Source organism: Oceanisphaera profunda (genome assembly GCF_002157895.1).
Classification (GTDB): domain Bacteria; phylum Pseudomonadota; class Gammaproteobacteria; order Enterobacterales; family Aeromonadaceae; genus Oceanimonas; species Oceanimonas profunda.
The window spans coordinates 3,477,297-3,502,061 of sequence record NZ_CP021377.1; the positions used below are offsets into that span (position 1 = coordinate 3,477,297).

A 24,765-nucleotide genomic window follows, 5' to 3' on the forward strand; every position below is an offset into this window, starting at 1 on the left:
AATGGCGATATCAGGCAAAGCGCACCGCTCCTCCGACTCGCCGTGAACCCATCCCTGGGGGCTCAGCCGCGCCATCCTTGGCGCGGATGGTCGGTTGCGCTGCTGCACTTTGCCTTTCTATACATCCGAGTTGGCTGTTAATACCATCAACGGCCTCTGCGTGCTTTACTGACTTGTGACTAAGAGACAGGCTCACGGCTTCCAGCTGACTCAGTACTTTCTTTCACTCGGCGCTATTACTTGGTTCGCTTATTCATATTGCGACGATTGGCTTTTTTATCCCGTGGCGCACGCTTGCTGCGCGCTTCACTGGCGGGTTGATCCGTCACCGGAAAGCCTTCCAAGGCCAGCAGTGGCAAGGCTTCACCTGTTAACTCACGAATGGCGGCCAGCGCATTCGCTTCCCCATGGCTGACCAAAGAAATGGCCACGCCGCTTAAGCCCGCGCGCGCGGTACGGCCCACTCTGTGCACATAAACCGGTGCACTCTCCGGTAAGTCTAAATTCACCACTATCGGCAGCGCCGTTACATCAATGCCGCGCGCCAGTAAATCTGTGGCCACTAATACTTTAATATCGCCATTTCTAAAGGCCAGCAATGCATTATCGCGCTCGGTCTGGTCTTTCTCACCGTGTAAGGCTAACGCCTGAATACCCGCTTTATTTAAGCGCTTACTGAGGCTATCCGCATTGTCCCGGGCATTAATAAACACCAATACTTGCTGTGCGCTTAACTGTGCTTTAAGTAAGGCAATCAACGCCTGAGCCTTGCTGCCTTTATTGACCAAGTAACAAGTTTGCGCAACACCCTCAACTACGCTGTTTTGGCTACCGACCGCAAAGCGATGCGCATGAGGAGCTAACTCTTGAATTTGTGCTTCTAACTCATTAGGCAAGGTGGCAGAAAACAGTAACTGTTGTTGCAGGGCGGGCATGGCGCTCATCAACTTTTGTACATCTGGCCAAAAGCCCATTTCTAACAAGCGATCCGCTTCATCTAATACTAAATGCTGCACGCCTTTCAAAGAAATCAGCTTTTGTCTGAGCAAGTCTAATAAACGCCCTGGCGTGGCTATTACAATTTGTGCCGGCTGCTGATCAAAGGTCGCCGCTTGTTGCGCTACATCCACGCCGCCACACAAGGTGGCCACGTTAAGGGATACGCTTTTAGCCAAAGGCGTGAGCACCTCACTGATTTGTGATGCCAGTTCACGAGTCGGCACTATTACCACGGCGCGCATATGGGCGCGGCTAGAAGAAGGGCGAAAAGCCGGCAGCTCTTCAGCATCATCATACTCATTGGCAAAGCTTGGCGGCGTTGTCATGGCTGGCTGGGCGTTAGGTTGCTGGCTAAGTTGTTGCAACAGGCCCAAACCAAAAGCCAAGGTTTTACCACTGCCAGTGGGCGCAAACGCCAACACATCTTGGCCCAGCATGATTGAGGGCAGGGTTTGTTGCTGCACGGCAGTCGGCGTTTGACACTGCGCGGGCAGGGCGGTGAGCAAGCGGGAGTCAAGATTAAGATCTGAAAAAGACACTGGGTTAGTCATGGCAATACACTCATTAAAAATACGTGTATTAACCACACGCATGAATAAAGTCTATCAACAGCAGGCCGCCAATAGACACAAAAAGCAAGAAGCGCAGTGTACCAGTGCCATTCTCCAAGTAAACCATATCGTTAAAGTGAGTTTTCGCAGAGTTAAACACTGTTTTTGTTTATGTGGCCTCGGGAGAATTTGACACCCTGCAGCATAAAATTCCACTGCTTGATATTCTTGCTCATTAATTCAGCGGTATACCAAAGTCTAACGGCAAATTGCTCTATTAACGCTAGGCTCAATTGAATGTTTTTCAGTCTAGGTAGGTGCGATGAACAGTTATCAGCAATTCTATCGTGCACAAATAGAGCGAGCGCGGGATGCTAGCCCGACAATAGCCGGTTTAATTCCCATTAATGGCCCCACCGGCTTGGGTAAAACCTCCGCTCTTTTTAAATCCAGCCCAGAAGGCAGCGGCTCGGTACTGAGTTATTTAACGGATGCCAAGTTGCAGGGCATATTTGTCACTCACCGCTGGAATATTTTGTATCAGGTGGCAGCAGATGCACAGGCAGAAGGTATTACGGTTAGCGTGTTATATGGCCGCCAAGACCAAGTGTTGGGCGCAGTATTGGGGCTGCCATTTGCGCATGAAGATCCAGACTCTAAGCCCGGAGATTGGCAAACACATTTAGCCTCAATCGCCTCGGAAAATTTGTGGGTGAACAGCTTATTTAGCATGACGCAATTACGCGAGCTCTGTAGTGTTATCGTCCGCCAAGCGAAGCAGATAGAAAGCCTTGCTAGCTTGGCAGACGCCGAAAGCCTAAAACAAAGTGCTCAGCAAAAGCTATATTATTCCTGCAAACAGCTAGAAACCGCAGTGCAACAAAACCTACGCCAACTTGAGCAACAACATCAAGCGCAAGAAAAACCCCGAGGTAAGCGGCGGCGCCAGTTAGGCGTTAACATGTTAACTGAGTCACCTTTACAGCAGTTTCGTGCTCATGCTTGGACTCGTCGCTTGTTACCCGCAGTAGCGTGGAATGACGAGCAACAACCGTTACTGATCATGACCACCCACAAGTTTTTCTATGGTTTTTTTGATGGCAAGCGTCGCGCTCGCATGGCGGATGCACAAACTCAGGGTCATGTGATTTTTATCGACGAGTTTGAATACCAAGAACCGGTGTTATTGTCATTATTAAGTCAGGCGCAAAGCATACAAGAATTACCGCAATGCCTAGGTGTGCTGATTGATGAAGGCATGCGAGCATTGCCTCGCTTTCGGGCGGCTAATCCTCGAGATGAAAACTTAAATCAGCTATTTGATAAGTTAGAACAACACTTTTTAGAGACCAAGGCGACGCTTAAAGAAGCAGGCGTGGCTTTCCCTGAGCAGCGTGCCCTCATTAAAGCCGTTAATAGCCAGTTTATTAGCCGCTACTTATTTCATTCCGATTACACTATCACTGAAAAACCGACATATTTGGTGCCTGACGGGCACAGCTTACGCGTCGAAGATACACCGTCACCGGATAGCATTCGCGCGGGCTACTTTTTCTCTCAGCTAGAGCAGTTACTTCGCCATACCTTAAGTTTATTGGCGCGCCTGCCAGTAGAGGTGCCGCCGGGTTCGAATACCAGTCTACGTGAAGAGTTTATGCACTTGCTGTTTAACGGCGTGAATGACTATGAACGCGGCTACTATTATAAAAACCTTAATCTGGCGACGTTAATCGGAGCGGCGCCCAATACCCATTTACCCGAACTAGCCGAGTTGATTAATACTCAAACCTTGCCACACACTCAGGCGCAATTATACGGCTTTAGTTGCTGGCTATTTACCTCAGCCAAAGAGCGACTAGATAGCTTACGTATCGTACAAAAACGGGCACATATCCCCACCACACCAGAGGCGTTATTGGTCACTTTGGCCAGCCGTAATCTGGTGTTTGGCTTATCTGCGACGGCTATTTTGCAGCGCACGCTGGGGCACTTTGATATGAAATGGGTGTACGGCGCCTTGCATGAAGTGTGCCGCGTTCGCCAGCAATCACTCACAGCACCCAAACAAGGCTGTAAACAAGAATCACAACCCATCCCCATTACTCCCACCCCAAGCAGTGACCAAGCCCAATATGGTGTTATCCAGTATTTAAAGCAGATTAAGGCAGAGCGGCGTAATAATCAGCTTGAAGTCAGCATCACAAACTTTAGTGAGACTAAATCGACGCAAGGCGAACAAATTGCCGAAGCATTGGCGCAATTACCTGCGGACTTTTTTAAAGACGATACCGAGTCATCTGTTTCAGGCATAGCCCAAGAGTATCGGCATCACAGTGTGCAGGCCCTGCTCAACATTATCCGTATTGCTGGCGCTAGCACCCCTGAGCTTCAGGGCCATTTAGTGTATGCCAACTCGATTCGTTTTATCCGTAAATGGTTGCACAGTGGATCAGCTGAGGCCAGTAGGGCGCGACTGGCGCCAGTGCTAACCCGCTATCAGCCAACTAAGCATCAGCTAGCGGGGGCGGATAAGCTGGCGAATTTTGTGAACGTCTCGCCTTGGTTCATCCCACTGTGGGTGGATGGAGGTCCGTTACTGCTGTGTTTGTTAACCGCTGAGAGTCAAAAAGACAGTCAGTTTGATCGGCTTTACGGTGAGGCGTTTGCCATCGGTTGCAAGGTGGTGGTACTCACCCAAGTGGCCTCTGCCACCAACGGCATTAACCTGAATGTGAAGGTGCTGCATAACGGCATCCGCCAAGATCAAGACTTAAGCTGTATCTACTTGTATGAAGGGCGTCACTTTTACTTTTCAAAACAAGATCAGCAGCTAGGGCTTGCCCCCATGGCCGATACCGGCGGAAAAATTCGCCAGCTACAAAAGCTACGCCATGCCGGTTTCGTCAGTGAGCAGCAATATCGACAATCCATTGCCAGTTTAATGCAAGATAATGCCAGAGAAATCAGCCGGCTAAATTATGGTCTTTATAAGAAGACTTCCGATTATGTCACCAACATGGCCGCCGATGTACAACAACAAATTGGCCGCATCGAGCGAGTGTGGTCGTCAATGCCTCGCAGCCAAGTGCATTTACACACCGCCTTGGTTGAACCCTTGCTGGAATATGCCAATGATCCGCACGGCTATGAGTTGCATAAACCCATGCTCAGTACTCTTAATCAGGGCGTGTTTGACGCCTTGCAAGCGCACAGTCAGCAACAAGACCCACTACCGCTGTTATTTGCGCCGGTACAAAATAGCGAGTTAATAGAGCAAATCATTGATCAGCATTTAATGACACAGATCCGCCACTCTCGCGATCCCAAACACCGCTCACTGGGTGTGAACGCCTTGCAGCGCACTTGGGAAAGCATAGGCCGGGCCGCCTTGCGTCGCGACTTAGCTTGCCAATTCAATGGTCATGAATTGGGGCTAACGAGTCGTCACCTTACGCTAAAAGAATGGGCCTGCATCAGGCTACCCGCTGGCGCCGATCTGGACAATGGCGTGTGGCAGCGTTTTGATGACCGATTTATGGCAGAGCCCAGCCCTGATGCTTGGCGTTATCGACTCGCTCCCTTATACCGCTGGATTACACATCACGATGCCATTAACCAATGGTTCAAACGCCATGGCTATGCATGCAGTGGCGAAACCAGCAGCGGGTTAGAAGCTCAGTATTTATTTCACCCAGCTTTTAGCCAGCGCATCCTACAAGGGCGTATAGGAGAAGAAAGCATTCGCGCCTTGCTTGAAGCAGAAAGCCTGGTCACCAATAGCCAGCTGTTACACCAGCACACGTTAGAGGTCTATGACTTTCACCTTAGCGGTACGCCATTGTACGTGGATGCTAAGTATTGGGGGCTAACTTCATTAGCGGAGGCGGACGCACAGTTTCAAGACTTCCTGAGCAACCCAGACTCGGGAGCTCGGGCATGGCTTGCACTCAGCGAAAAAGTACAGCTGTTACGCCACTGGTGTGACCCTAATGCCCGACTGGTGGTTATGAATTTGGTGGGTTCAGAAGCCGACGCTAGCCTAAAAGGCCTCGACTTCTCGCTCGCACCTACCGATGTCGCAACGGCCCCTATTTTAATCTTGGCCGGCTGTTTGCATCCTGAGCAAAAAAATCACACCACTACGGGCTTTAAGGGCCTCTGTGAATTAGCGCACCAGTATCTCGCGCAAGCGTATATACAGATCCGATGAGGACGCACCATGCCTGAACTAAAAACGTCATTACTCACCTACCGCGACGATCTGATCGACGCCGACCGTGCGCGATTATTACCCGTCTACCTCTATCCCTTACACATGGTTAACGTGAAATTCTGGCAATGGCGAGAATGTTTGGACTCACAATTATCGAGCCATTCGTACCCTTACTATGTGCAAGGTACGCGTTTATATGTGGCCTTAAATAACGAGTCAGACCGCTTGCCGATCATTAAGGCCACCGACGGTACCGAGCTTGGCCCTGAACGGCTGGAGTATGCGCCTGTACATAATCCTATTTGGCTAAAACTGCTCTTACGGCGGGTGGGGCATCAAGCAGGAAGGATGCGGGGTTATCGAGCATTAGGCAAACCGCTATTAAAACTGGATGAGTGGGCTGGCGCTAACCCGGGCGTTGAGGCTATAGACATAGACGGTAACGTGCGCCAGCGTCGTGATAGATGCACCACCGAAGTGCAGATTAGCTTTAGTAGTGTCACCTTGCGCAAGCTAAAAGAGGCCGATAAACGCAGCGGCAAGCTATGGAGTCGGGGCCAAGATGGCTGGTTCTCCCGCTGGTTTGCGGATCAGCGGGAAGAGCAACATCAAGAGAAACCGGTATTATACCGAGAAGCCAAAAAAGCCAAAAATACCCGCAAGCAACGGCCTTTTTTAGACCTCACCGCTCCTCAAAAACTCAGCGCGAGCCGAAGCTATTTTATTCAACAGTTTGTTGAGGCCTACATGGAGTCGGCACAAGCTTATGGCTTTCCGTTACAAGCCGAAGTGTTAAACATAACGAAATATGCCCATCGGCATCGCGCCAACAACAAAAAACGCCTAGCTTCGTTACCGCTGGTGAATTTTGCGGTGACCTTGATTGATGCTCGGGAAAATATCGACATTCCATTCCGTGATATACACGCCTTTTTGCAGCCATTACTGGCTCAGCAAGGCATAGATGTGACGCTTTTACTGCCAACAAAGGCCGCCAACAACCTACAGGATATTTGTTTTCTACCCCAACAGCGTTATTTAGTGGTGTTAGACCAAGGTAAAGGCTTACCGCATGATCCTTACCAGATCACTCAGCAAAAAATGTATGCAGTGCCTAGTTGCGCGGTACAGCACCTGATTATTAATCCTCATGAGATGAACGATAACAGCCAGACTGAGCAGTGGTTCACGCGAGATGCACAAGACGACATTATTGAAGTACAAGATGATTATTATGATTATCAACTTGACGATCTAAAACAACATGCAGGCAGCTTGGCCATTAAGCTGGCGGTCTGCATTAAAGAGCTACATTTTAAACAACTGATGCGAGATACCCGCGCCCGTATCTCGGACTATTTGCCGCAGCACGCCGCGCATTTGTCCGAGATCAGCTTAATTGCAGAGGGCTGTTTGTTTACGGTGCAAGATGACCGACCGCTAGTGGTGCCGTTAACGCTGTCCGATCCTACACAGCTAGCCCGCTGCAATGCCATATTGGCGCGCCACCATATTGACTGTGAACAGTTGCTGCAACAACTCATCATGCACTGGCCTTATGGTTTTGGCCCGCAAACTGATATTACTAACGATGTCGATAAGTTTATAAAAAGGCAGGTTATTTTGCTGCAAGGGGAGCAAGATATCTTCTTGCAAAGCCCGCAGCAGCATACGCCTATTCTTACCCCTGAAGGGTTGACGAATTTAATGCCTCTCTTAAACGGACGCAAACAGTCTTATCCACTGAGTAGCTGGCGCTTGCCTAGTGAGCTTCAAGACAGGCCCTCGCTGATAGTGCTGCGTGAATTATTAGTGGCAGGGGACACGGCTACCGACAATGCGTTGCACAAGTTATTATTACATTTGCCGCAGCTGTGTCGCGATTGGCAATACGTTATAGCGCAACATAACGGACAAAGTATGATTGGTTTTGACCCGCTGCGTAAAGCTTTTAACGACCAAGCCACACACTGCGTAGGCGGCGATAAACAGATCTTTGGATTGTGGTGGCAATGGCTATCCGCCACCCTCGATCGGCCTGTGTATGAGCCGCGAGTCTGGTTGCGAACCGTACCGGGCTTAAGCGGATTATGGCTTGATGAAAAACAGGGCGTTTACTTAGTGGGCGAGCTTAGCGGCTTAAAATTAACCCTGACTCGTCAACCCAGTATTTATCGTTGGCATACACTGCGCGGTCAGCTTAACGCCGACACGTTAATGCCCTTGCTCGATGTGGACTTTGTACGCATGGGCAGCTTGGCAGGCCGGGTCTATCCGCACTTATTTATTCGTTTGTTTAATGAACTCAACAAGTAAGCGATATCAATCAATAAACCCCAGTGCATCAGTAAATAAATCACAGTAGCTATGCCAACATGAAGTTAAAGAATAACACTGAATCCGGCACCATGAGCAAGTGGCACCGTTGCAGATACGGCGTTGAGCGGTGCAATATTTGGCAATAGCTTTTAACATGGGTGTCTGGTTTCGATTTTTAACGGCTATCTCTGCGTTTGCTTTGGGCAAGATTCAAGATAGCCCTCATTTTTTAGCACGGCTAAGTGCAGGTAATAGAGTGACGTTAATGCAAAAAATAATGATGAAAAAAACAATCGTGACCCATGGCGGTAAGTTTCATGCCGATGATGTGTTTAGTGTGGCTGCACTCACCCATTTGTTTCCGGATGCCAACGTAATACGCACGCGCGATGCCGAGCTTATTGCCGATGCCGATATTGTGGTGGATGTAGGGCAAGAATATGACTCTGAAACCGGGCGCTTTGATCATCATCAACGTAATGGTGCTGGCGCGCGCGACAATGGTATTCCTTATTCTTCTTTTGGCTTGGTGTGGCGTCACTATGGCTTAGACATTTGCCAAGGTAACCAACAGCTTGTGGATATGCTAGACACGGATTTAGTGTCCGTGATTGATGCCATTGATTGTGGCCATGTGGCAGGGGAAGACGAACACGGGGTAAGCTTAAGTCGGACCATCGGCTTATTTAATCCTACTTGGCAAGAGGCCGATGATTTTGATGCCTGCTTTAAACAAGCCGTGGAGTTTGCCACGCATATTTTAATGCGTTTTATGGCCACCACCCAGGCGAAACTGAACGCCTATCAACAAGTGGTACAGGCCATTGAGCAGGCAGAGGATCCGCGCATCATAGTGCTTGGGCAATACCTGCCTTGGAAACAAGCGGTGCATGACCATGGCGAGCAAGCGCTGTATGTGGTTTACCCGTCATCTGCTCAACCATCACCTACTCAACCATCACCTACTCAACCATCATCTACTCAACCATCATCTACTCAACAATGGATGATACAAGCGGTGTCCGTTACCCTCGATTCGTTTGCTAACAAGCAATCGTTGCCCGCTACTTGGGCAGGATTAGCCGATGGCGAACTGCAACAGGTAACGGGAGTCAGCGATGCGCGCTTTTGCCATAACGGGCGATTTATTGCCGGTGCTGCTTCGTTTGCCGGCGCTATGAGCCTAGCCGGCTTGGCTACAAAATAAATGGCTACAAAAGAAACGACCACACACTAAATAGCGTTTATCGATAACAAAGGCCACGGGCTAGCAGCATAACTGACAGCCCAGCCTATAAAAGCCCAGCCCGTGAAAGAATAAGTGTCAGGTTAAGTGCGCTCAATCCACGCCGTGTGCCAGTGGTGAGTGTTCGCAGTGAGAGTGTTTTCACCACTCAGCTGCTAAGCGCAAAGTGTAGGGCTAGTGATGCCATTGGCGACAATGATTACCTCAAACACCACGCTAGCGAGTGTCTTACCCTCACCGGCCACCAATCAATAAATACCTGCTATCGGCATTGCCGTCAGCAAGGGAACTATTGCCCCCATCACTTTTATTTTTACTTGCTTAAAACTCGACCATCAACAAAGATAGTAATAGATTACTTACTTTTTAGGTGGCGCATGATGGAACCAGCAAAACATTTACCCGCGGATGAGCGACGTGCGGTTACCGTGGATGCAGTGATCGAACTGGCGGCAGAACAAAACCCCAGTAATATCACTACTACCGCGATAGCAAAGCGCATGGGGTTGACTCAAGGCGCGCTCTTTCGTCATTTCCCAACCAAAGACGCTATTTTAGAAGCGGTCATGAACTCGGTGGCTAAGCGCCTACTCGCCCGAATAGACAAGGTCGCACTCGGTGCTATCTCTCCCCTCATCGCCCTCGAGGCTATGTTTATGGCGCACATTGATTTTGTGACCGAGCATCCGGGCGTGCCCAGACTGCTGTTTGGCGAGTTACAACGCCCAGGAGAGACACTCCCTAAGAAAATCGTACTTACCCTAACTCAGAACTACAGCACTCGATTGCGGGGCTTGCTTGAAGCGGGCAAGGCACAAGGCGAACTAGATGCTCAATTAGATGTAGAAGCGGCTGCGGTGCTGTTCATTGGGTCCATTCAAGGATTAGTGATGCAGTCTCTATTGTCAGGCGATGTCACTCATCTTCGCCGCTCTGCGCCTGGAGTATTCAGTATCTTTTGCCGCGGCATAAAGCACAATGAGATAGGGGGCGTAACATGAAACTCCCTCATGTTACACGTCGTATCTTTACCCTCATCGCCGTGATTTTTCTTTTGTTGGTGTTATTCATTTATGTGGCGTTTCGTTCAGGGCCATTAGCACCGGTTGCCGTGACCATCAGCACAGTGCAATCCCAAGCTATCACTCCCACTTTGTCGGGTATTGGCACAGTACAAGCACGCTACCGTTACCACATTGGACCAACGCATCCAGGGCGCATCAAGAACCTTGAAGTGCAGGTGGGTGACACAGTGCTAGCAGGTCAGCTACTGGGAGAAATGGACCCAGTGGATTTAGATGCTCAGCTGCTGGCAAAACAAGCGGCCATTAAAAGTGCACAAGCCAGTTTTCAGCAGGCACAGGCCGAGCAGACGTTTGCGCAACAACAACTTAATCGTTACCAGAAGCTGCTTACCCAACGGGGAACCAGCGAGGAGAATACAGCGCTTAAACGGCTAGAACTCGCGGTGGCAACGGCTAAACTCTCCGCGACTCGTGAAGAGATTACTCGTTTACGCGCCGATCTTGCGGCCTTAACTGCACAACATGTCAATCTTAGATTAATAGCACCCACTGCTGGCTTAGTGGTGGCTCGTAATCTCGAGCCCGGTACCACTGTGATGGCGGGACAGGCGGTCATCGAAATCATCGATCCTACCAGTCTGTGGGTGAACACGCGTTTTGATCAAGTTAACGCCGAAGGTCTAGCGCCAGATCTCAGTGCGCAGCTCAATTTGCGATCACGACGTCACCAAAACTTGCCTGGCCAAGTATTACGTATTGAGCCACTGGCAGATGAGGTCACCGAGGAGATATTAGCCAAAATAATATTTGACGAAGTACTGGCTCCATTACCGCCCTTAGGTGAGCTGGCCGAGGTGACACTTAAGTTAGACGAGGTATCGGCGGCGCCCACCATTTTGAATGCCGCTATTCGTCTCGTTGATGGGCAGCGCGGAGTGTGGAAGTTAATCGATGACGATCTTACTTTTACTCCTCTAATCTTTGGTCGTTCGGATCTTGAGGGACGAGTACAAGTACTTAAAGGGCTGGAGGAGGGAGATCGCATCGTGCTGTACAGTGAGAAATCCCTCAATAAACACAGCCGTTTGCACATTGTTGAGCAACTGAGGAGTGCAGCGCCATGATCAGCTTAGCTGGGCGCGATATACTGCATGCTTGGGGGAAATTTATTTTCACTGGGGTAGGGCTTGGCCTGTTAATTGGCGTCACCCTCATCATGGCCGGTGTCTATCGCGGCATGGTTGATGATGGCAGGGTTCAGCTCGATAACAGTGGTGCCGACCTATGGGTCGTGCAAAAAGATACCTTGGGGCCTTACGCTGAGTCTTCCAGCCTGCCGGATGATCTATGGCGCAGCATTCATAGCATGGCTGGCGTTGCTCAAACGGCCAATATCACTTATTTGACGATGCAGGTTGGTAAAGGCGACACGGATGTACGAACCATGGTGGTGGGTATCGGTGCTGGCGAACCCGGCATGCCTGGTTGGCCGCCCTATTTAATAGCCGGACGTCAGATCACCCGCGGCCATTATGAAGCCGTGGCGGATATTTCCAGCGGATTTAAACTTGGTGATAGGCTGACCATCCGCCGTAACCACTATACCGTAGTCGGCCTAACAAGACGCATGGTGTCCTCCAGTGGTGATCCTATGATATTCATTCCACTCAAGGATGCGCAAGAAGCGCAGTTTCTTAAAGATAATGATGCCATTTTGATGCAGCGCCGCCGCACGGTCGCTAACCCAGTATTCAATCGGCCCGAAGTGCCGGGCTTGCTGGCCGCAGTGATTGACTCTCAGACCCGTAATCATTCAGTAAATGCCATTCTAGTGCGCATTAAACCGGAATTTTCACCAGAAGAAGTGGCTGAACCCATCCGCCGCTGGCTGCGACTCACCGTGTATGATCGTGACCAAATGGAAGGTATTTTACTGGGCAAACTGATTGCTACCTCGGCCATGCAAATCGCCATGTTCTTGGTGATCTTGGCCGTGGTGTGTGCTGCTATTGTGGCATTTATCATTTATACCCTGACGATGGACAAGATCCGTGAAATCGCCGTGCTCAAGCTGATCGGTACTCGTAATCGCACTATTGCCACCATGATCATGCAGCAATCTCTGGTGCTCGGCGTTATTGGGTTTGTGGTGGGTAAAATATCTGCCACCTTAGCCGCGCCCATTTTTCCTAAATATGTACTGCTGATCCCACTCGATTCGGTGATCGGCTTTTTTGCGGTGATGCTCATTTGTATACTGGCGAGCTTAGTTTCCATTCGTATGGCACTTAAGGTCGATCCTGCCGAAGCGCTAGGAGGCTAAGATGATAAACAAAGGTATTCATATTGAAAGCTTAAGTAAGCACTATGGCAAAGGCGATACCAAGGTGCTGGCGCTAAAAGACGTTAATATGCAGGTCGCCCCTGGTGAAGTAGTGGGCCTTATTGGTCCGTCTGGCTCGGGAAAAAGTACACTGCTCAAGTGTCTAGGCGCGGTTATCGCTCCTACGGCTGGGCGTATGGTGCTTGATCAAGCGGTGATTTTTGATAATAAATGGCTAGTTCGCGACTTACGAGCTTTGCGCCGGGACAAAATTGGCTTTGTCTTTCAAGCGCCTTATCTGATCCCGTTTTTGAATGTAACCGATAACGTTGCGCTGTTGCCCATGTTAGCTGGGGTGCCTAATAAAGAAGCGCGCCGGCGAGCATTAGAGCTGCTGACCGCGCTGGACGTACACCACAGAGCTAACGCCATGCCGGCTCAGTTATCTGGCGGAGAACAGCAGCGCGTCGCCATTGCCCGTGGGTTGGTGAGTCGGCCGCCAGTGATTTTGGCAGACGAGCCCACGGCACCGCTCGACTCAGTACGCGCCATGTCGGTGATCCGCATCCTCAATGACATGGCCAAACGTTTTGAAACTGCGATTATTATCGTCACCCATGATGAAAAAATCATTCCCACCTTTAAGCGCCTATACCATATACGCGATGGTGTTACCCATGAAGAAGTGGGAGAGGGCCGCAGCTTTGATTGATCAGCCCTTACGACTCTTGATATAAGCTCCTTACCAATATATAGAAAACAGTGCCGCCTAACATCACTTAGTGGTGGCAATGGATTATCCCCAGTAGTGGTGCAAAGTTAGATTTATTAGCACTCACGTTGAATATAACAAGATTGATGTCATCGTGATTTAAGAACATGGTTTAAGGCAATTGGTTAAGCCTGAGGTCAACTTTTCGCTATCGTAGCGGAGTATCTGATGTTCTGAACAGCAGGAGAAGGTGCAAGTTATATATCAGTAGAGATATCTTCGAATTTGTTCCAGAGTCTTCATATTATCTAAAAAGCTGATTTCGTCTTAAAATCAGCTGGGAGAATAGTGTTAATCACAAGATGAACGAAGCTCTTTCGTAGGCAGTAGAGTCGTATTTTCTAGAATGGCGTTAAGCTTATCTGGATGCAGAGGGTGACTAAACAAGTAACCTTGAAAGAACTTACAGCCATTGCCTTGCAGCCACTCCATTTGCTCACAGGTTTCAACGCCCTCAGCAATAATGTCAATTTCCAGGTTTTTTGCCAAGGCGATGATAGTATGAACGATAGCTATATCGGAGGAGTCTTCAAAAATATCATCAACAAAAGACTTATCAATTTTCAAGTGATCAATCGGAAGTCGTTTCAGGTAAGTGAGGGATGAATAGCCAGTGCCAAAATCGTCCAGAGAGAACCTGACGCCTTCTTGGCGTAAAGCATCCATTTTGGTAATTGTACTATTAACATTATCCTGAAAAATACTCTCTGTTATCTCAAGCATAAGGCGGTCTGCACGAGCCCCCGTTTGCGCAAGTACGCTTTTTACCGTATCCACAAAGTTAGTTTTACTCAGCTGCCGAGCACTGATATTAACAGCTATTACCAAAGCCTCCCGCTCTGGATCTTGCTGCCACTCAGCCAGCTGTGCGCAAGCAGTTTCCAGTACCCACTTGCCAATTGGTACAATTAAACCGTTTCTTTCAGCCAGAGGAATAAATTTACCCGGTAGCACCATTCCATGCTTGGGGTGGAACCAGCGAAGCAAAGCTTCAACAGCTCTAATGTGTTGCTGAGCGTCAACAATAGGCTGATAAAACAAGACCAACTCGTCTTGCTCTAACGCCTGCCGTAGATCTCGGACTAGTAACGCGCGCTCAATGGTTTCTGCCTGCAATAAGGGGTCGAAAAAAAACAGTTGATTACGGCCCGCTTCTTTTGCAGCATATAAAGCTATGTCTGCTTGCTTGATCAATTCTTCTGGATCATCATCTACGCGACAGAAGAGAACCACACCCATGCTCGAGGTTACTGTTAATTGCTGACTGCCAAGTTGGTAAGGTTCTGCTACTGCCGTACGAATGACTTCGCCCATATTTGCAGTGTTCGTTATAGCACTATCAATGTCAGAGCCAACGTTATCCAAGATAATAACAAACTCATCACCGCCAAAGCGTGCCACCGTATCCGTTCTGCGAACATTGCAGGACAAACGTAAAGTAGTTTGCACAAGTAGGTCATCGCCAATACCATGGCCAAGCATGTCATTTATTTCTTTAAAGTGATCGAGATCCATCAGTAATACAGCACCATAGCCTGGGTGTCGCCCTTTGCTGGATATCGCGCTTATGAGCCTGTCCGTCATCAATCGGCGATTTGGCAGCCCAGTCAGCGCATCGTGCAGCGCCATATACTGAGTTTTGGCCTCAGCTTCTTTTCTTGAAGTTATATCTGCACGGATGGCTATATATTGTTCTGGTTTTCCATTTTTACCAATTAGCGGCACTATGGTTGATTGCACCCAGTACAGTGAACCATCTTTTGCCCTATTACAGACATCTCCGCTCCAGACCTCACTACGAGTGATAGTGTGCCATAAGTCCTTAAAGAACCCTTTGGGATGGTAGCCCGAATTGATCACGTTGTGAGTCTGCCCGATCAGCTCTTCACGGGAATACGGGGAGATCGTACAAAACTTATCATTTACCTGAGTAATAACGCCACGGGAGTCCGTAATGGCAACAATAGCATGTGCATTCAGCGCCATTTCAAGTTCATTTGTTTGCTTTTCAGCCGCCTGTAAGCGTCGGAGGTTTTCTTCGTATTCCGTGCTTATTTTACGGCTTTGTTTAATGCCAAACCATCCCAGAAAAGCCACTGTAGTTGCCAAAAACACTGATAGTTGCACAAGAGATAATGCCACTGAGGCTTGACGTTCAGGGGCGAGCTCGAGTAAAAAGGAACGGAATAAAACTACTAATGCTGCAGTAAAAGACACGGTTGAAATATATATAATAAAATTAACCCTATGTATTTTAGATGGCTTAAAAATATATTTCATATACATCCTGTCGTGGCCCTAATGACTATCCGCGCTAAGCTTTTGGCTGTAGACGATAATAATTTATGTAACAGTACTATAATCGACATTCTCATGTAACTTCTGAATTTAAAGTAAAGTTGTGAATCGCATTACGCTTTAGGCGTTGGTTATATCTTTCAGCTGACACTTAAAGGGGTGTCATGTATTAATAGTTGGTTACGCTGTTTTTATCTCAACTTAGGAGGCTGAAGAGCAGGGTCGGAGCACATTTCAGAAAAGACTATTAAATAGCTATGTATCACATTCCTCCGTGAAATAGTCATCTTTAAGTGCAAGAAAGCACAAAATTTTTACGTACGAATGCCAAAAGGCTAAGTCCATCGCTAGATTTTACCGTCAGATCCGGTGAAACATGAAATTCCGAGTTAGGCAATAAGGCGTAACTAAAGGGGAGATAGTTCGGTTTTTGGTCCTGTCGTAGACTCTGACTCTTTACGCTTCACGCCCCTTCATCAAGCCCCATACCAATACACAGTAAAGTAATGGCAAGTGGTGCCCGCTAACACCCATAAATGCCAAATAAAATGGCCGAAGGGCAGGCGGCCGTCTAAGACGAAGAACAATACGCCCAGCGAATAGCACACGCCACCGGCCACCAGCCAATAAATGCCTTGGATTGGCATTACCGTCAGTAAGGGCACGATGGCCACAATAATTATCCAGCCCATCAATAAGTAAAGGCTGGTAGAGAGCGCCAAGGGCAGATGCTGGGCAAACATTTTCAGGAATACGCCCACTAGCGCAATGCCCCATACCACGGCCAGCAAGGTCCAGCCCCAAACGCCATACAACACGCCGAGCAGGATAGGAGTGTAGGTACCGGCAATTAGCAAAAAAATCGCGCAGTGCTCAATCACCCGAAAGGCATGTTTAGCTTTGCCTTGCGGTAAAAAATGATAAACAGAAGAGCTGAGGTACATAAAGATAATAGTGAGCGAAAATATGCTGGCGCCCACTACAAAAAAGGTGTCGCCAATGCGTGCAGCCTGCATAATCAACAAGGGTGCGCCCACTAAGGCGGCTACTAAGCCTAAGCCGTGACTAAGGGTATTGGCCGTTTCTTCAGCCTTGGTTTGCTCTCGAAAGTAACCCTTTTGATGAAACATAATTAGGCTCCAATAAGATAGTTAGCCCCCTAGAACGTGAAGCTTCACGACTAGGATCCGCTTAAAAAGCTGAAATAGCACGGCTAAAGCAGTACTACTTATATATACGACATAGATAAAGCATGGGATCAAGAGAGTGCACGCAAGCATTAGCACGCCACTAGTTAATTATGCCAACATACATATTTGTTATAAAGTCAGATAAATCCTGTAGAATCAATCGCCTGGGTCGTTATCTAAGTAAGTTAAAAAAACGAGGGCGTTGCTGGCAAGTTAGAAAATAGCAAAGGGGGCGCGCAAGCTTACGACAATATTTGTACAATTTAAGCTAACTGCACGCCGCAGCCGAGTAAGCAAGCCGTGCTGACTTATCATCATTTTCTCTGTGCTAGAACTAAAGCTCATCATCCACTTATTAAAAACTGCTGAATAGCCACAGCCGGCTGAAACACGCTCGCTAACCCTGTATCCTGCATATCCCCCACGATAGAGGAGGGAAAGCTTAAACGGATTTAGTTTTTATTAATCCAGTGCCTTCAGATTAGAAAATTAACAAGGATTGAAGATGAAGTTTCGTGGGTATATTTGGCTGTTTCTATTACTGTTAACCGGTTGCTCAGGCTTAAAATTTGATGATAGCTATCAATCTGTGAGCCAAGACAGCCGAGTGCGGTTTATTGTGCTGCATTACACCGCAAGCCCATTGCCGCGCTCGTTAGAAGTCTTAACCCAAGGCAAAGTGAGCAGCCATTATTTGATTGCAGAACATACTATAGCCAACCAAGCGCCGACCATTTATCGGTTAGTGGATGAAAATAAACGGGCTTGGCATGCCGGAGACAGCCAGTGGCAGGGGCGTACTTGGCTAAACGCCAGCTCTATTGGCATTGAAATGGTGCACCGAGGCTTTACCGTTAATTCCCAAGGCCATAAAGTGTGGCTGCCTTGGAGCGAACCACAAATTGATGCCTTAATAGTGTTATTAACCGATATTATGCAGCGTCACGGGTTATCCGCAGGCAGCATAGTTGGGCACAGTGATATAGCACCGCAGCGTAAACTGGACCCAGGTCCCTTGTTCCCCTGGCATCGCTTAGCCAAAGCCGGTTTAATTCACTGGCCAGAGCCACAATTAGTGGCCAAATATCAAGAAACCTTTACTGCGCAACGACCAAGCGTCGCTTGGTTTCAAACACAGCTTGCCCAAATAGGTTACGCCGTGCCTCAGCATGCTAAATTAGATCAAGCGACCCGCAATGTGTTGGCGGCGTTTCAGATGAAATATCGGCCACAACGCTTTGATGGCGAGCCCGACGCGGAAACCGCAGCGTTGCTGCTGGCATTAAACGAGATAGGGCCTTAGTTAGCGTTATGCCCTTATTTTGTCTTCGAGCGTAGCGCGGCAATCCATGTTACAAGCAGCACACTGCAAAAATCTAGATTGTCGCGAATGACCAAGGGATTTTGCTTTGGTTTTTTGTAGGGTCGATTTCAATTGACCAAGCAGTTTTTTATCGTCGCTTAATTATCGCTCCTGCTATTGCTCTCTTGGCGGTGCATTCCTTCTACCCTTTATTAACCCTGCGGAGTAGAGCAATGTTAAATGGCTTATGGCTAAGTTTTTTCTTGGTGTCCTGTGTGGCAGGCATAGTGCGGTGGTGGGGCGGAGATCCCGATGTGTGGGCCGCCATGGTAGAAAGCTTGTTTACCATGGCTAAGCTGTCGGTAGACATTATGCTTTTGCTGTTTGGCACGCTCACGCTTTGGTTGGGCTTTTTAAAAATTGCCGAGCAGGCGGGCTTAGTCGACACCTTAGCTAGGTTACTGGGGCCTTTGTTTGCCAAATTAATGCCCGAGGTGCCCCGAGGCCACCCGGCGCTGGGCTTAATTACCCTAAACTTTGCCGCCAACGGCTTAGGGTTAGATAACGCGGCCACGCCCATTGGCTTGAAAGCCATGCGATCCTTGCAAGAGCTTAACCCGTCCGACAGCAGTGCTAGTAACGCGCAGATCTTGTTTTTGGTGCTTAATGCCTCTTCGCTCACCTTATTGCCAGTCAGCATCTTTATGTATCGCGCTCAGCAGGGCGCTGCCGATCCTACCTTAGTCTTTTTGCCCATTCTATTGGCCACCAGCGCTTCCAGTTTAGTGGGATTATTAACGGTGGCCTTTATGCAACGCCTGCGCATTTGGCACCCAGTGGTACTGGCATATTTAGTGCCCTGTGCCTTATTACTCGGGCTGTTTATGGCCTTTCTCGCCACCTTAAGCGCCACCGCCTTGGCGGGCTTTTCGTCGTTACTGGGTAACCTCACGCTGTTTGGCATCATTATCAGCTTTATGTTGCTGGGCATGGTGCGCAAAGTTCCGGTTTATGAAACCTTTGTTGAAGGGGCGAAAGAGGGCTTTCAGGTCGCCAAAGACTTGCTGCCGTATTTAATTGCCATGCTCTGTGCGGTGGGGGTGTTGCGTGCCTCAGGCGCATTGGAGTTTGGCTTAACGGGCATTCGCTGGCTGGTGGAATGGCTGCAATGGGACACCCGCTTTGTGGATGCACTGCCTACCGCACTGGTAAAACCTTTCTCGGGCAGTGCGGCGCGCGCCATGCTCATTGAAACCATGCAAAGCCAAGGGGTAGACAGCTTTGCCGCTTTAGTGGCCGCCACTATTCAGGGCAGTACCGAAACCACCTTTTATGTACTGGCGGTGTATTTTGGTGCGGTAGGTATTAAACGCGCTCGCCACGCCGTGGGCTGTGCCTTGCTCGCCGAACTAGCAGGGGTGTTAGCCGCCATCGCCGTGTGCTACTGGTTTTTTGGGTAGGGCAATACGCAGCATTTGTGTTAGACAGAGCACTTAACTGGGTGTTCTGCCTACTTACACTAAGTTATGCCAACATACTTATTTTTGATATAAACCAATTATCTCCTGTAAATATGTCGTTACTCACAGCTTTTAGTGTAAACAAGGGCAATTTAAGCGTTTCTGATCAGCTGACAGCTACCACTAAAAGGGCCGAAAGTTTACTGCACGGCAATACAAAGCAGGGCGTTCGTTTCTTTTAGGTCAAAAAATCAAAACCAAGCCAATTAGCAAAATTACTACCGACTTTGAAACCTAGCCAAAGCTGGTCTGTATAGGCAGCTTTGGGCATACTAGTGTACTTATCCTTACCTGCCTAAATTGTCGATTATTTCTTCACATTACAATGGCATAGCGTTATCTGGAATCCTCATGGCTATTAAAAAAACTGCGCTTTATTCCTCCCTCTGGGCCAGCTGCGACGAATTGCGCGGCGGCATGGATGCCTCTCAATACAAGGATTATGTACTCACGCTGTTGTTTATGAAGTACGTGTCCGATAAAGCCAAAGATAATCCGTATTCCATGATTGAAGTGCCGACGGGTGCCAGTTTCAATGACATGATAGCGCTGAAAGGGGATAAGGAGATTGGCGATAAAATTAACAAAATCATCGGCATTCTGGCAGAAGAAAACCAGTTAAAAGGCGTGATTGATTTAGCGGATTTTAACGATGAAGACAAGCTAGGCAAGGGCAAGGAGATGGTGGACCGGCTCACCAAGCTGATTGGCACCTTTGAAGGCTTAGACATGAGCGACAATCGCGCCGACGGTGACGACTTGCTCGGCGATGCCTATGAATACTTGATGCGCCATTTTGCCACCGAGTCGGGCAAGTCTAAGGGCCAGTTTTATACGCCCTCAGAAGTGTCACGCATTTTGGCCAAGGTAATTGGCATTACTAAAGATACCTCTCAAGATGCCACGGTTTATGACCCCACAGCCGGCTCTGGCTCGTTATTATTGAAAGCCAGTGATGAAGCGCCGCGGGGCTTGAGTATCTTTGGCCAAGAAATGGATAACGCCACCAGTGCCTTGGCGCGTATGAACATGATCTTGCATGACAACGCTACCGCCAAAATTGTGCAGGGCAACACCTTAAGTAGCCCAGAATGGAAAGACGATAACGGCCAGCTTAAAACTTTCGACTTTGCGGTGGCCAACCCGCCGTTTTCTAATAAAAACTGGACCAGTGGCTTAAACCCTACAGAAGATGAGTTTGGTCGTTTTACCTGGGGTATACCGCCCGAGAAAAATGGCGATTACACTTTTTTACTGCATGTGATAAAAAGTCTAAAAAGCACTGGCAAAGGGGCGGTGATCTTACCCCATGGCGTGTTATTTCGTGGTAATGCCGAAGCGCGCATTCGTGAAAACTTAATCAAGCAAGGTTACATAAAGGGCATTATTGGTTTACCCGCCAACCTGTTTTATGGCACCGGTATTCCGGCCTGTATTATTGTGATCGATAAACAATATGCCAAAGCTCGGGCGTTTAGTGCGGCCGATGAGGCCAGTACGCAGCAAAGCATCTTTATGATAGATGCCAGTAAAGGCTTTATTAAAGACGGCAATAAAAACCGCTTGCGCAGCCAAGACATTCATAAAATAGTGGATGCCTTTACCAAACAGCTGATCTTGCCCCGTTTTAGCCGCGCCGTGCCCATAGCCGAAGTAGCCGCTAACGATTATAACTTGAACATTCCCCGTTATATCGACAGCAGCGAGCCGGAAGACTTGCACGATTTAAGCGCTCATCTGCAAGGCGGCATTCCTAATGCGGATCTCGATGCACTCAGTGACTTTTGGCAAGTGTTCCCCAGCATTCGTGCCTCTTTATATGAAGCGGGCCGCGCCGGTTACAGCAACAGCTTGGTGGAGGGCAGCCAGGTAAAAAGCACCATTTTGCAGCATAGCGAATTTAAAACCTTTGCCACGCAAAGCCTGCAACCCTTTAGTGCTTGGTATCAAGAAGCGGCATTAGCAGAAATCGCGGTGGGGGACTCGCCCAAGCAGCTAATTTTTGATATCGGCGAAGCTTTACTCGAGCGCTATAGCCACACGCCTTTGCTCAATAAATACGATATTTACCAGATCCTGATGGATTACTGGGCCGAAGTCATGCAAGACGATGTGTATGTGCTGACTCAAGATGGCTGGTCTGCGGGCAAGATCTTACGTGAATTGGTGGTCAAAAAAGGTGAAAAGCTTAAAGAAACGCCAGACTTAACCATTAACCGCGTGCGTTATAAAGCCGAACTGATCCCACCGGCCTTAATGGTGTCCCGCTACTTTGCCGAGCAACAAAGTGAGCTGGATATATTACAAGCTGAGCTGGATAACACGGCACAGGCGTTAGAAAACTTAATTGAAGAGCAGGCCACAGAAGACGGCCCGCTAGTTGAAGCCTTAAATGATAAAGACAAAGTCACCAAAGCCAGCGTTACCGCACGCTTAAAATTAGCCACCGATGGCGATGAGCTAGCCGCACTTAAGCAGGTGAAAAAGCTATTTGATACTGAAACCAAACAAAAATCACTGCTCAAAGAGGCGCAAGAAGCGCTAGATTTGGCGGTGTTTAAACGCTATGCGACCTTAGCTGAGGCGGACATTAAAACGCTGTTAGTAGAAGATAAATGGCAAGCCACGCTGCAAGGCCAAATAGTGGCAGAAATAGAGCGCATCACTCAGCAATTGGCGAACCGTTTACAAGAGTTAGACGAACGCTACGCCCAACCGCTGCCAGCCATTACTGAATCCGTCGAATTACTGAGTGATAAAGTGGCCGCGCACCTTAAAGCCATGGGATTAGCGCTATGAATGCGCCACTGTTATACCGCCATCGCCAATTCGGTACGCACTGCGTACCGAAACTTACCAGTGCCAATTCGAGAGACACCGTCTCTCGAATATTTATTGATCTCACCGCAACTGGCCACCAAGGAGCAGCATCATGAATAAGCCAGTCACCGAGGTGAGTCAGTCATATCAAAATGGCGAAGCAGAGCAGGGCGTACCGGTCGGTTATAAGCAGACCGAAGCTGGGGTGATACCAGAGGATTGGGATATTTTACCAATGTCAGGTTTAACAACTCTAATGACTAATGGCTTTGTAGGTACAGCAAAAACACACTATACGGATAGTAATGAGGGTGTTAAATATATTCAGGGGTACAACGTCGAAGAAAACTCTTTTAATTTTAGAGGGATAAAAAAAGTAACTCCAGAGTTTCATAAAAAAAACTCAAAGTCATGCCTTAGAAGAGGCGATGTACTAATGGTGCAAACTGGTGATGTGGGGTTAGTCACTATTGTTCCCCCTGAATTAGAAGGTTCTAACTGTCATGCTTTAATTATTAATAGATTTAAGAAAAATTATAACCCCAAGTATTTTTCATATCTCCTAAACTCTTCCTATGGTCGCCAAAGGTTAAAAGAGCTAGAGATAGGAACAACAATGAAACACATTAACGTTGGTGATTTACTTTCTTTTGAAGTCGCATTTCCAGTACTTAAAAAAGAACAAACCGCCATCGCTAATGCGCTGTCTGATGTAGATGCACTGCTTAACGAGCTAGAAAATCTGATCGCTAAAAAACAAGCGATTAAAACCGCCACCAAGCAGCAACTGCTCACCGGCCGCACCCGTTTATCGCAGTTTGCAACACATGAGGACGGCTCGGCTAAAGGTTATAAATCGAGTGAGTTAGGGGAGGTTCCTGAAGATTGGAGTGCGCGCACTCTTGGGGAAATGCTCAGGGCAAGATCTCGAACGTTTTTTAGCCAACTCAGCTATATTTGACCTGCTCGCCTCAGTGTGATCTTATACTCTCTTTTGGGAGAGCCTAGATGAACACGGATGCTTTTACACAGTATTTTGGTGAGATAGACGACCCTCGCCAACCAGCCAAAATTATCTATCCGCTATTCGATGTATTGTTCCTCACTATTTGTGCTGTCATCGCTGGTGCTGAGGGTTGGGAAGACATCGAAGACTTTGGGAGTGCCCACCTGAATTGGTTTCAAAAAAAGGGCTTATTTCCAGAGGGAGTGCCAGTTCACGACACTATCGCTAGGGTGATTTCCCGCCTCGATCCCGTTCAGTTTCAGCAATGCTTTATTCGCTGGGTTCAGTCGATAACACACCGTACTGATGGTGAGCTTATCGCCATTGATGGCAAGGTACTACGCGGCTCTTACGATAGAGAGAATAGACAATCGACCATCCATATGGTCAGCGCTTTTTCCTCCGCTAATGGCGTGGTCATGGGCCAATTAAAAACCAATGCCAAGTCGAACGAAATTACCGCTATTCCAGCGCTGCTCAAGTTGTTGGATATCAAGGGATGCTTGATTTCTATTGATGCCATGGGCTGTCAGACCAACATTGCCAAGACTATTATCAACCAAGGTGGCGACTATTTACTGGCAGTAAAAGGTAATCAAGAGTTGTTGTTTAAAGCGGTGCGAACAGCCCTATCAGCTAGCATAGCTGTCTCCACAAACTCCGATAAGATCAACATTGAGCAGGGGCACGGTCGTACTGAGATCCGAGAATATCATGTATTGCCAGCAGGCGATTTAGCGCACCAGTTTCCTGACTGGAAAGGCCTAAAAACTATCGGGGTGGCTATTGGCTATCGTCGTGAAAAATCAGGTAAATCCTCGCTTGAGTATCGTTACTATATCAGTTCAGCAGAGCTCGATAGTATCCGTTTCGGCAAGGCAGTCCGTGGGCATTGGGGTATCGAAAATAGCCTGCATTGGGTGTTGGATGTGTCAATGAAAGAAGATGCCTGCCCCATTTACCGTGAGAATGGGGCTGAAGTGCTGGCGAGCATCCGTCACTTAGCACTCAACATGATACGCTCTGAGACATCAAGGAAAGCCAGTGTTCGTCGAAAGCAAAAAATGGCGAGTATGAGTTGTGCTTACTTGGATAAAATATTAGTTGCTGGATTTACTGTGTTGGGCAAAAAATAAACAAAGATGATCTCACTATACAAAATTGATTATTTTTTATGCAC

Annotated in this window: 15 protein-coding genes; 12 read left to right on the plus strand and 3 right to left on the minus strand. The window is 48.2% G+C overall.

Going from position 1 to position 24,765, the window contains the following annotated elements:
* Window positions 1–236: 236 nt before the first annotated feature.
* Window positions 237–1,538 (minus strand): DEAD/DEAH box helicase, encoded by a 1,302-nt coding sequence (locus CBP31_RS15380; RefSeq protein ID WP_407668800.1) that lies wholly within the window; start codon window positions 1,536–1,538, stop codon window positions 237–239.
* A 334-nt stretch (window positions 1,539–1,872) separates the two neighbouring features.
* Here CBP31_RS15380 and CBP31_RS15385 point away from each other — a divergent pair, with 334 nt between their 5' ends.
* The 7 genes from CBP31_RS15385 to CBP31_RS15415 all read left to right on the plus strand — a co-directional run bounded on the left by CBP31_RS15385 (window position 1,873) and on the right by CBP31_RS15415 (window position 13,388).
* Window positions 1,873–5,760, plus strand: a complete 3,888-nt coding sequence (locus CBP31_RS15385; RefSeq protein ID WP_087038521.1) for a hypothetical protein — start codon at window positions 1,873–1,875, stop codon at window positions 5,758–5,760.
* A 9-nt stretch (window positions 5,761–5,769) separates the two neighbouring features.
* Window positions 5,770–8,079, plus strand: coding sequence for a hypothetical protein (locus CBP31_RS15390; protein ID WP_087038522.1), 2,310 nt, complete (start codon window positions 5,770–5,772; stop codon window positions 8,077–8,079).
* A 280-nt stretch (window positions 8,080–8,359) separates the two neighbouring features.
* Window positions 8,360–9,289 (plus strand): MYG1 family protein, encoded by a 930-nt coding sequence (locus CBP31_RS15395; protein ID WP_087038833.1) that lies wholly within the window; start codon window positions 8,360–8,362, stop codon window positions 9,287–9,289.
* A gap of 416 nt (window positions 9,290–9,705) precedes the next feature.
* Window positions 9,706–10,329 (plus strand): TetR/AcrR family transcriptional regulator, encoded by a 624-nt coding sequence (locus CBP31_RS15400; RefSeq protein ID WP_087038523.1) that lies wholly within the window; start codon window positions 9,706–9,708, stop codon window positions 10,327–10,329.
* Entirely contained in the window at window positions 10,326–11,477 is a 1,152-nt protein-coding gene (locus CBP31_RS15405; protein ID WP_087038524.1) for an efflux RND transporter periplasmic adaptor subunit, read from the plus strand. The genes CBP31_RS15400 and CBP31_RS15405 overlap by 4 nt, the downstream gene beginning before the upstream one ends.
* Window positions 11,474–12,676: an ABC transporter permease gene (locus CBP31_RS15410; RefSeq protein WP_087038525.1), complete on the plus strand. Its 1,203-nt coding sequence runs from the start codon at window positions 11,474–11,476 to the stop codon at window positions 12,674–12,676. The genes CBP31_RS15405 and CBP31_RS15410 overlap by 4 nt, the downstream gene beginning before the upstream one ends.
* Before the next feature lies 1 nt (window position 12,677).
* Window positions 12,678–13,388, plus strand: a complete 711-nt coding sequence (locus tag CBP31_RS15415; RefSeq protein WP_087038526.1) for an ABC transporter ATP-binding protein — start codon at window positions 12,678–12,680, stop codon at window positions 13,386–13,388.
* A 351-nt stretch (window positions 13,389–13,739) separates the two neighbouring features.
* On the opposite strand, the gene CBP31_RS15420 is transcribed toward CBP31_RS15415, so the two are convergent.
* Both CBP31_RS15420 and trhA read right to left on the minus strand, forming a co-directional pair.
* On the minus strand, window positions 13,740–15,728 hold the full coding sequence (locus tag CBP31_RS15420; RefSeq protein WP_161492541.1) for a putative bifunctional diguanylate cyclase/phosphodiesterase: 1,989 nt from the start codon (window positions 15,726–15,728) through the stop codon (window positions 13,740–13,742).
* 494 nt (window positions 15,729–16,222) lie between these two features.
* Window positions 16,223–16,876, minus strand: coding sequence for a PAQR family membrane homeostasis protein TrhA (trhA, locus tag CBP31_RS15425; RefSeq protein ID WP_087038528.1), 654 nt, complete (start codon window positions 16,874–16,876; stop codon window positions 16,223–16,225).
* Window positions 16,877–17,441: 565 nt separating this feature from the next.
* Between trhA and CBP31_RS15430 the strand changes: the two genes are divergently transcribed.
* From CBP31_RS15430 to CBP31_RS15450, 5 genes are all read left to right on the plus strand, one after another.
* Window positions 17,442–18,239, plus strand: a complete 798-nt coding sequence (locus tag CBP31_RS15430) for an N-acetylmuramoyl-L-alanine amidase (protein WP_087038529.1) — start codon at window positions 17,442–17,444, stop codon at window positions 18,237–18,239.
* 233 nt (window positions 18,240–18,472) lie between these two features.
* Window positions 18,473–19,699: a nucleoside recognition domain-containing protein gene (locus tag CBP31_RS15435; RefSeq protein ID WP_087038530.1), complete on the plus strand. Its 1,227-nt coding sequence runs from the start codon at window positions 18,473–18,475 to the stop codon at window positions 19,697–19,699.
* Window positions 19,700–20,110: 411 nt separating this feature from the next.
* Window positions 20,111–22,558 carry a type I restriction-modification system subunit M gene (locus CBP31_RS15440; protein ID WP_087038531.1) on the plus strand — a complete coding sequence of 816 codons (2,448 nt, stop codon included), beginning with the start codon at window positions 20,111–20,113 and terminating at the stop codon, window positions 22,556–22,558.
* 133 nt (window positions 22,559–22,691) lie between these two features.
* A complete protein-coding gene (locus CBP31_RS15445) occupies window positions 22,692–23,540 on the plus strand; it encodes a restriction endonuclease subunit S (RefSeq protein ID WP_087038532.1) in 849 nt (282 codons plus the stop codon).
* Window positions 23,541–23,587: 47 nt separating this feature from the next.
* Window positions 23,588–24,721 (plus strand): ISAs1 family transposase, encoded by a 1,134-nt coding sequence (locus CBP31_RS15450; protein ID WP_087035468.1) that lies wholly within the window; start codon window positions 23,588–23,590, stop codon window positions 24,719–24,721.
* The last annotated feature ends 44 nt before the right edge of the window (window positions 24,722–24,765 follow it).

Excerpts from the sequence above, each read along its gene's own strand:
- CBP31_RS15385 (WP_087038521.1), top strand. The coding sequence starts at position 1,873 with ATGAACAGTTATCAGCAATTCTATCGTGCACAAATAGAGCGAGCGCGG.
- CBP31_RS15390 (WP_087038522.1), top strand. The coding sequence starts at position 5,770 with ATGCCTGAACTAAAAACGTCATTACTCACCTACCGCGACGATCTGATC.
- CBP31_RS15395 (WP_087038833.1), top strand. The coding sequence starts at position 8,360 with ATGATGAAAAAAACAATCGTGACCCATGGCGGTAAGTTTCATGCCGAT.
- CBP31_RS15400 (WP_087038523.1), top strand. The coding sequence starts at position 9,706 with ATGATGGAACCAGCAAAACATTTACCCGCGGATGAGCGACGTGCGGTT.
- CBP31_RS15405 (WP_087038524.1), top strand. The coding sequence starts at position 10,326 with ATGAAACTCCCTCATGTTACACGTCGTATCTTTACCCTCATCGCCGTG.
- CBP31_RS15410 (WP_087038525.1), top strand. The coding sequence starts at position 11,474 with ATGATCAGCTTAGCTGGGCGCGATATACTGCATGCTTGGGGGAAATTT.
- CBP31_RS15415 (WP_087038526.1), top strand. The coding sequence starts at position 12,678 with ATGATAAACAAAGGTATTCATATTGAAAGCTTAAGTAAGCACTATGGC.
- CBP31_RS15420 (WP_161492541.1), bottom strand. The coding sequence starts at position 15,728 with ATGAAATATATTTTTAAGCCATCTAAAATACATAGGGTTAATTTTATT.
- trhA (WP_087038528.1), bottom strand. The coding sequence starts at position 16,876 with ATGTTTCATCAAAAGGGTTACTTTCGAGAGCAAACCAAGGCTGAAGAA.
- CBP31_RS15430 (WP_087038529.1), top strand. The coding sequence starts at position 17,442 with ATGAAGTTTCGTGGGTATATTTGGCTGTTTCTATTACTGTTAACCGGT.
- CBP31_RS15435 (WP_087038530.1), top strand. The coding sequence starts at position 18,473 with ATGTTAAATGGCTTATGGCTAAGTTTTTTCTTGGTGTCCTGTGTGGCA.
- CBP31_RS15440 (WP_087038531.1), top strand. The coding sequence starts at position 20,111 with ATGGCTATTAAAAAAACTGCGCTTTATTCCTCCCTCTGGGCCAGCTGC.
- CBP31_RS15445 (WP_087038532.1), top strand. The coding sequence starts at position 22,692 with ATGAATAAGCCAGTCACCGAGGTGAGTCAGTCATATCAAAATGGCGAA.
- CBP31_RS15450 (WP_087035468.1), top strand. The coding sequence starts at position 23,588 with ATGAACACGGATGCTTTTACACAGTATTTTGGTGAGATAGACGACCCT.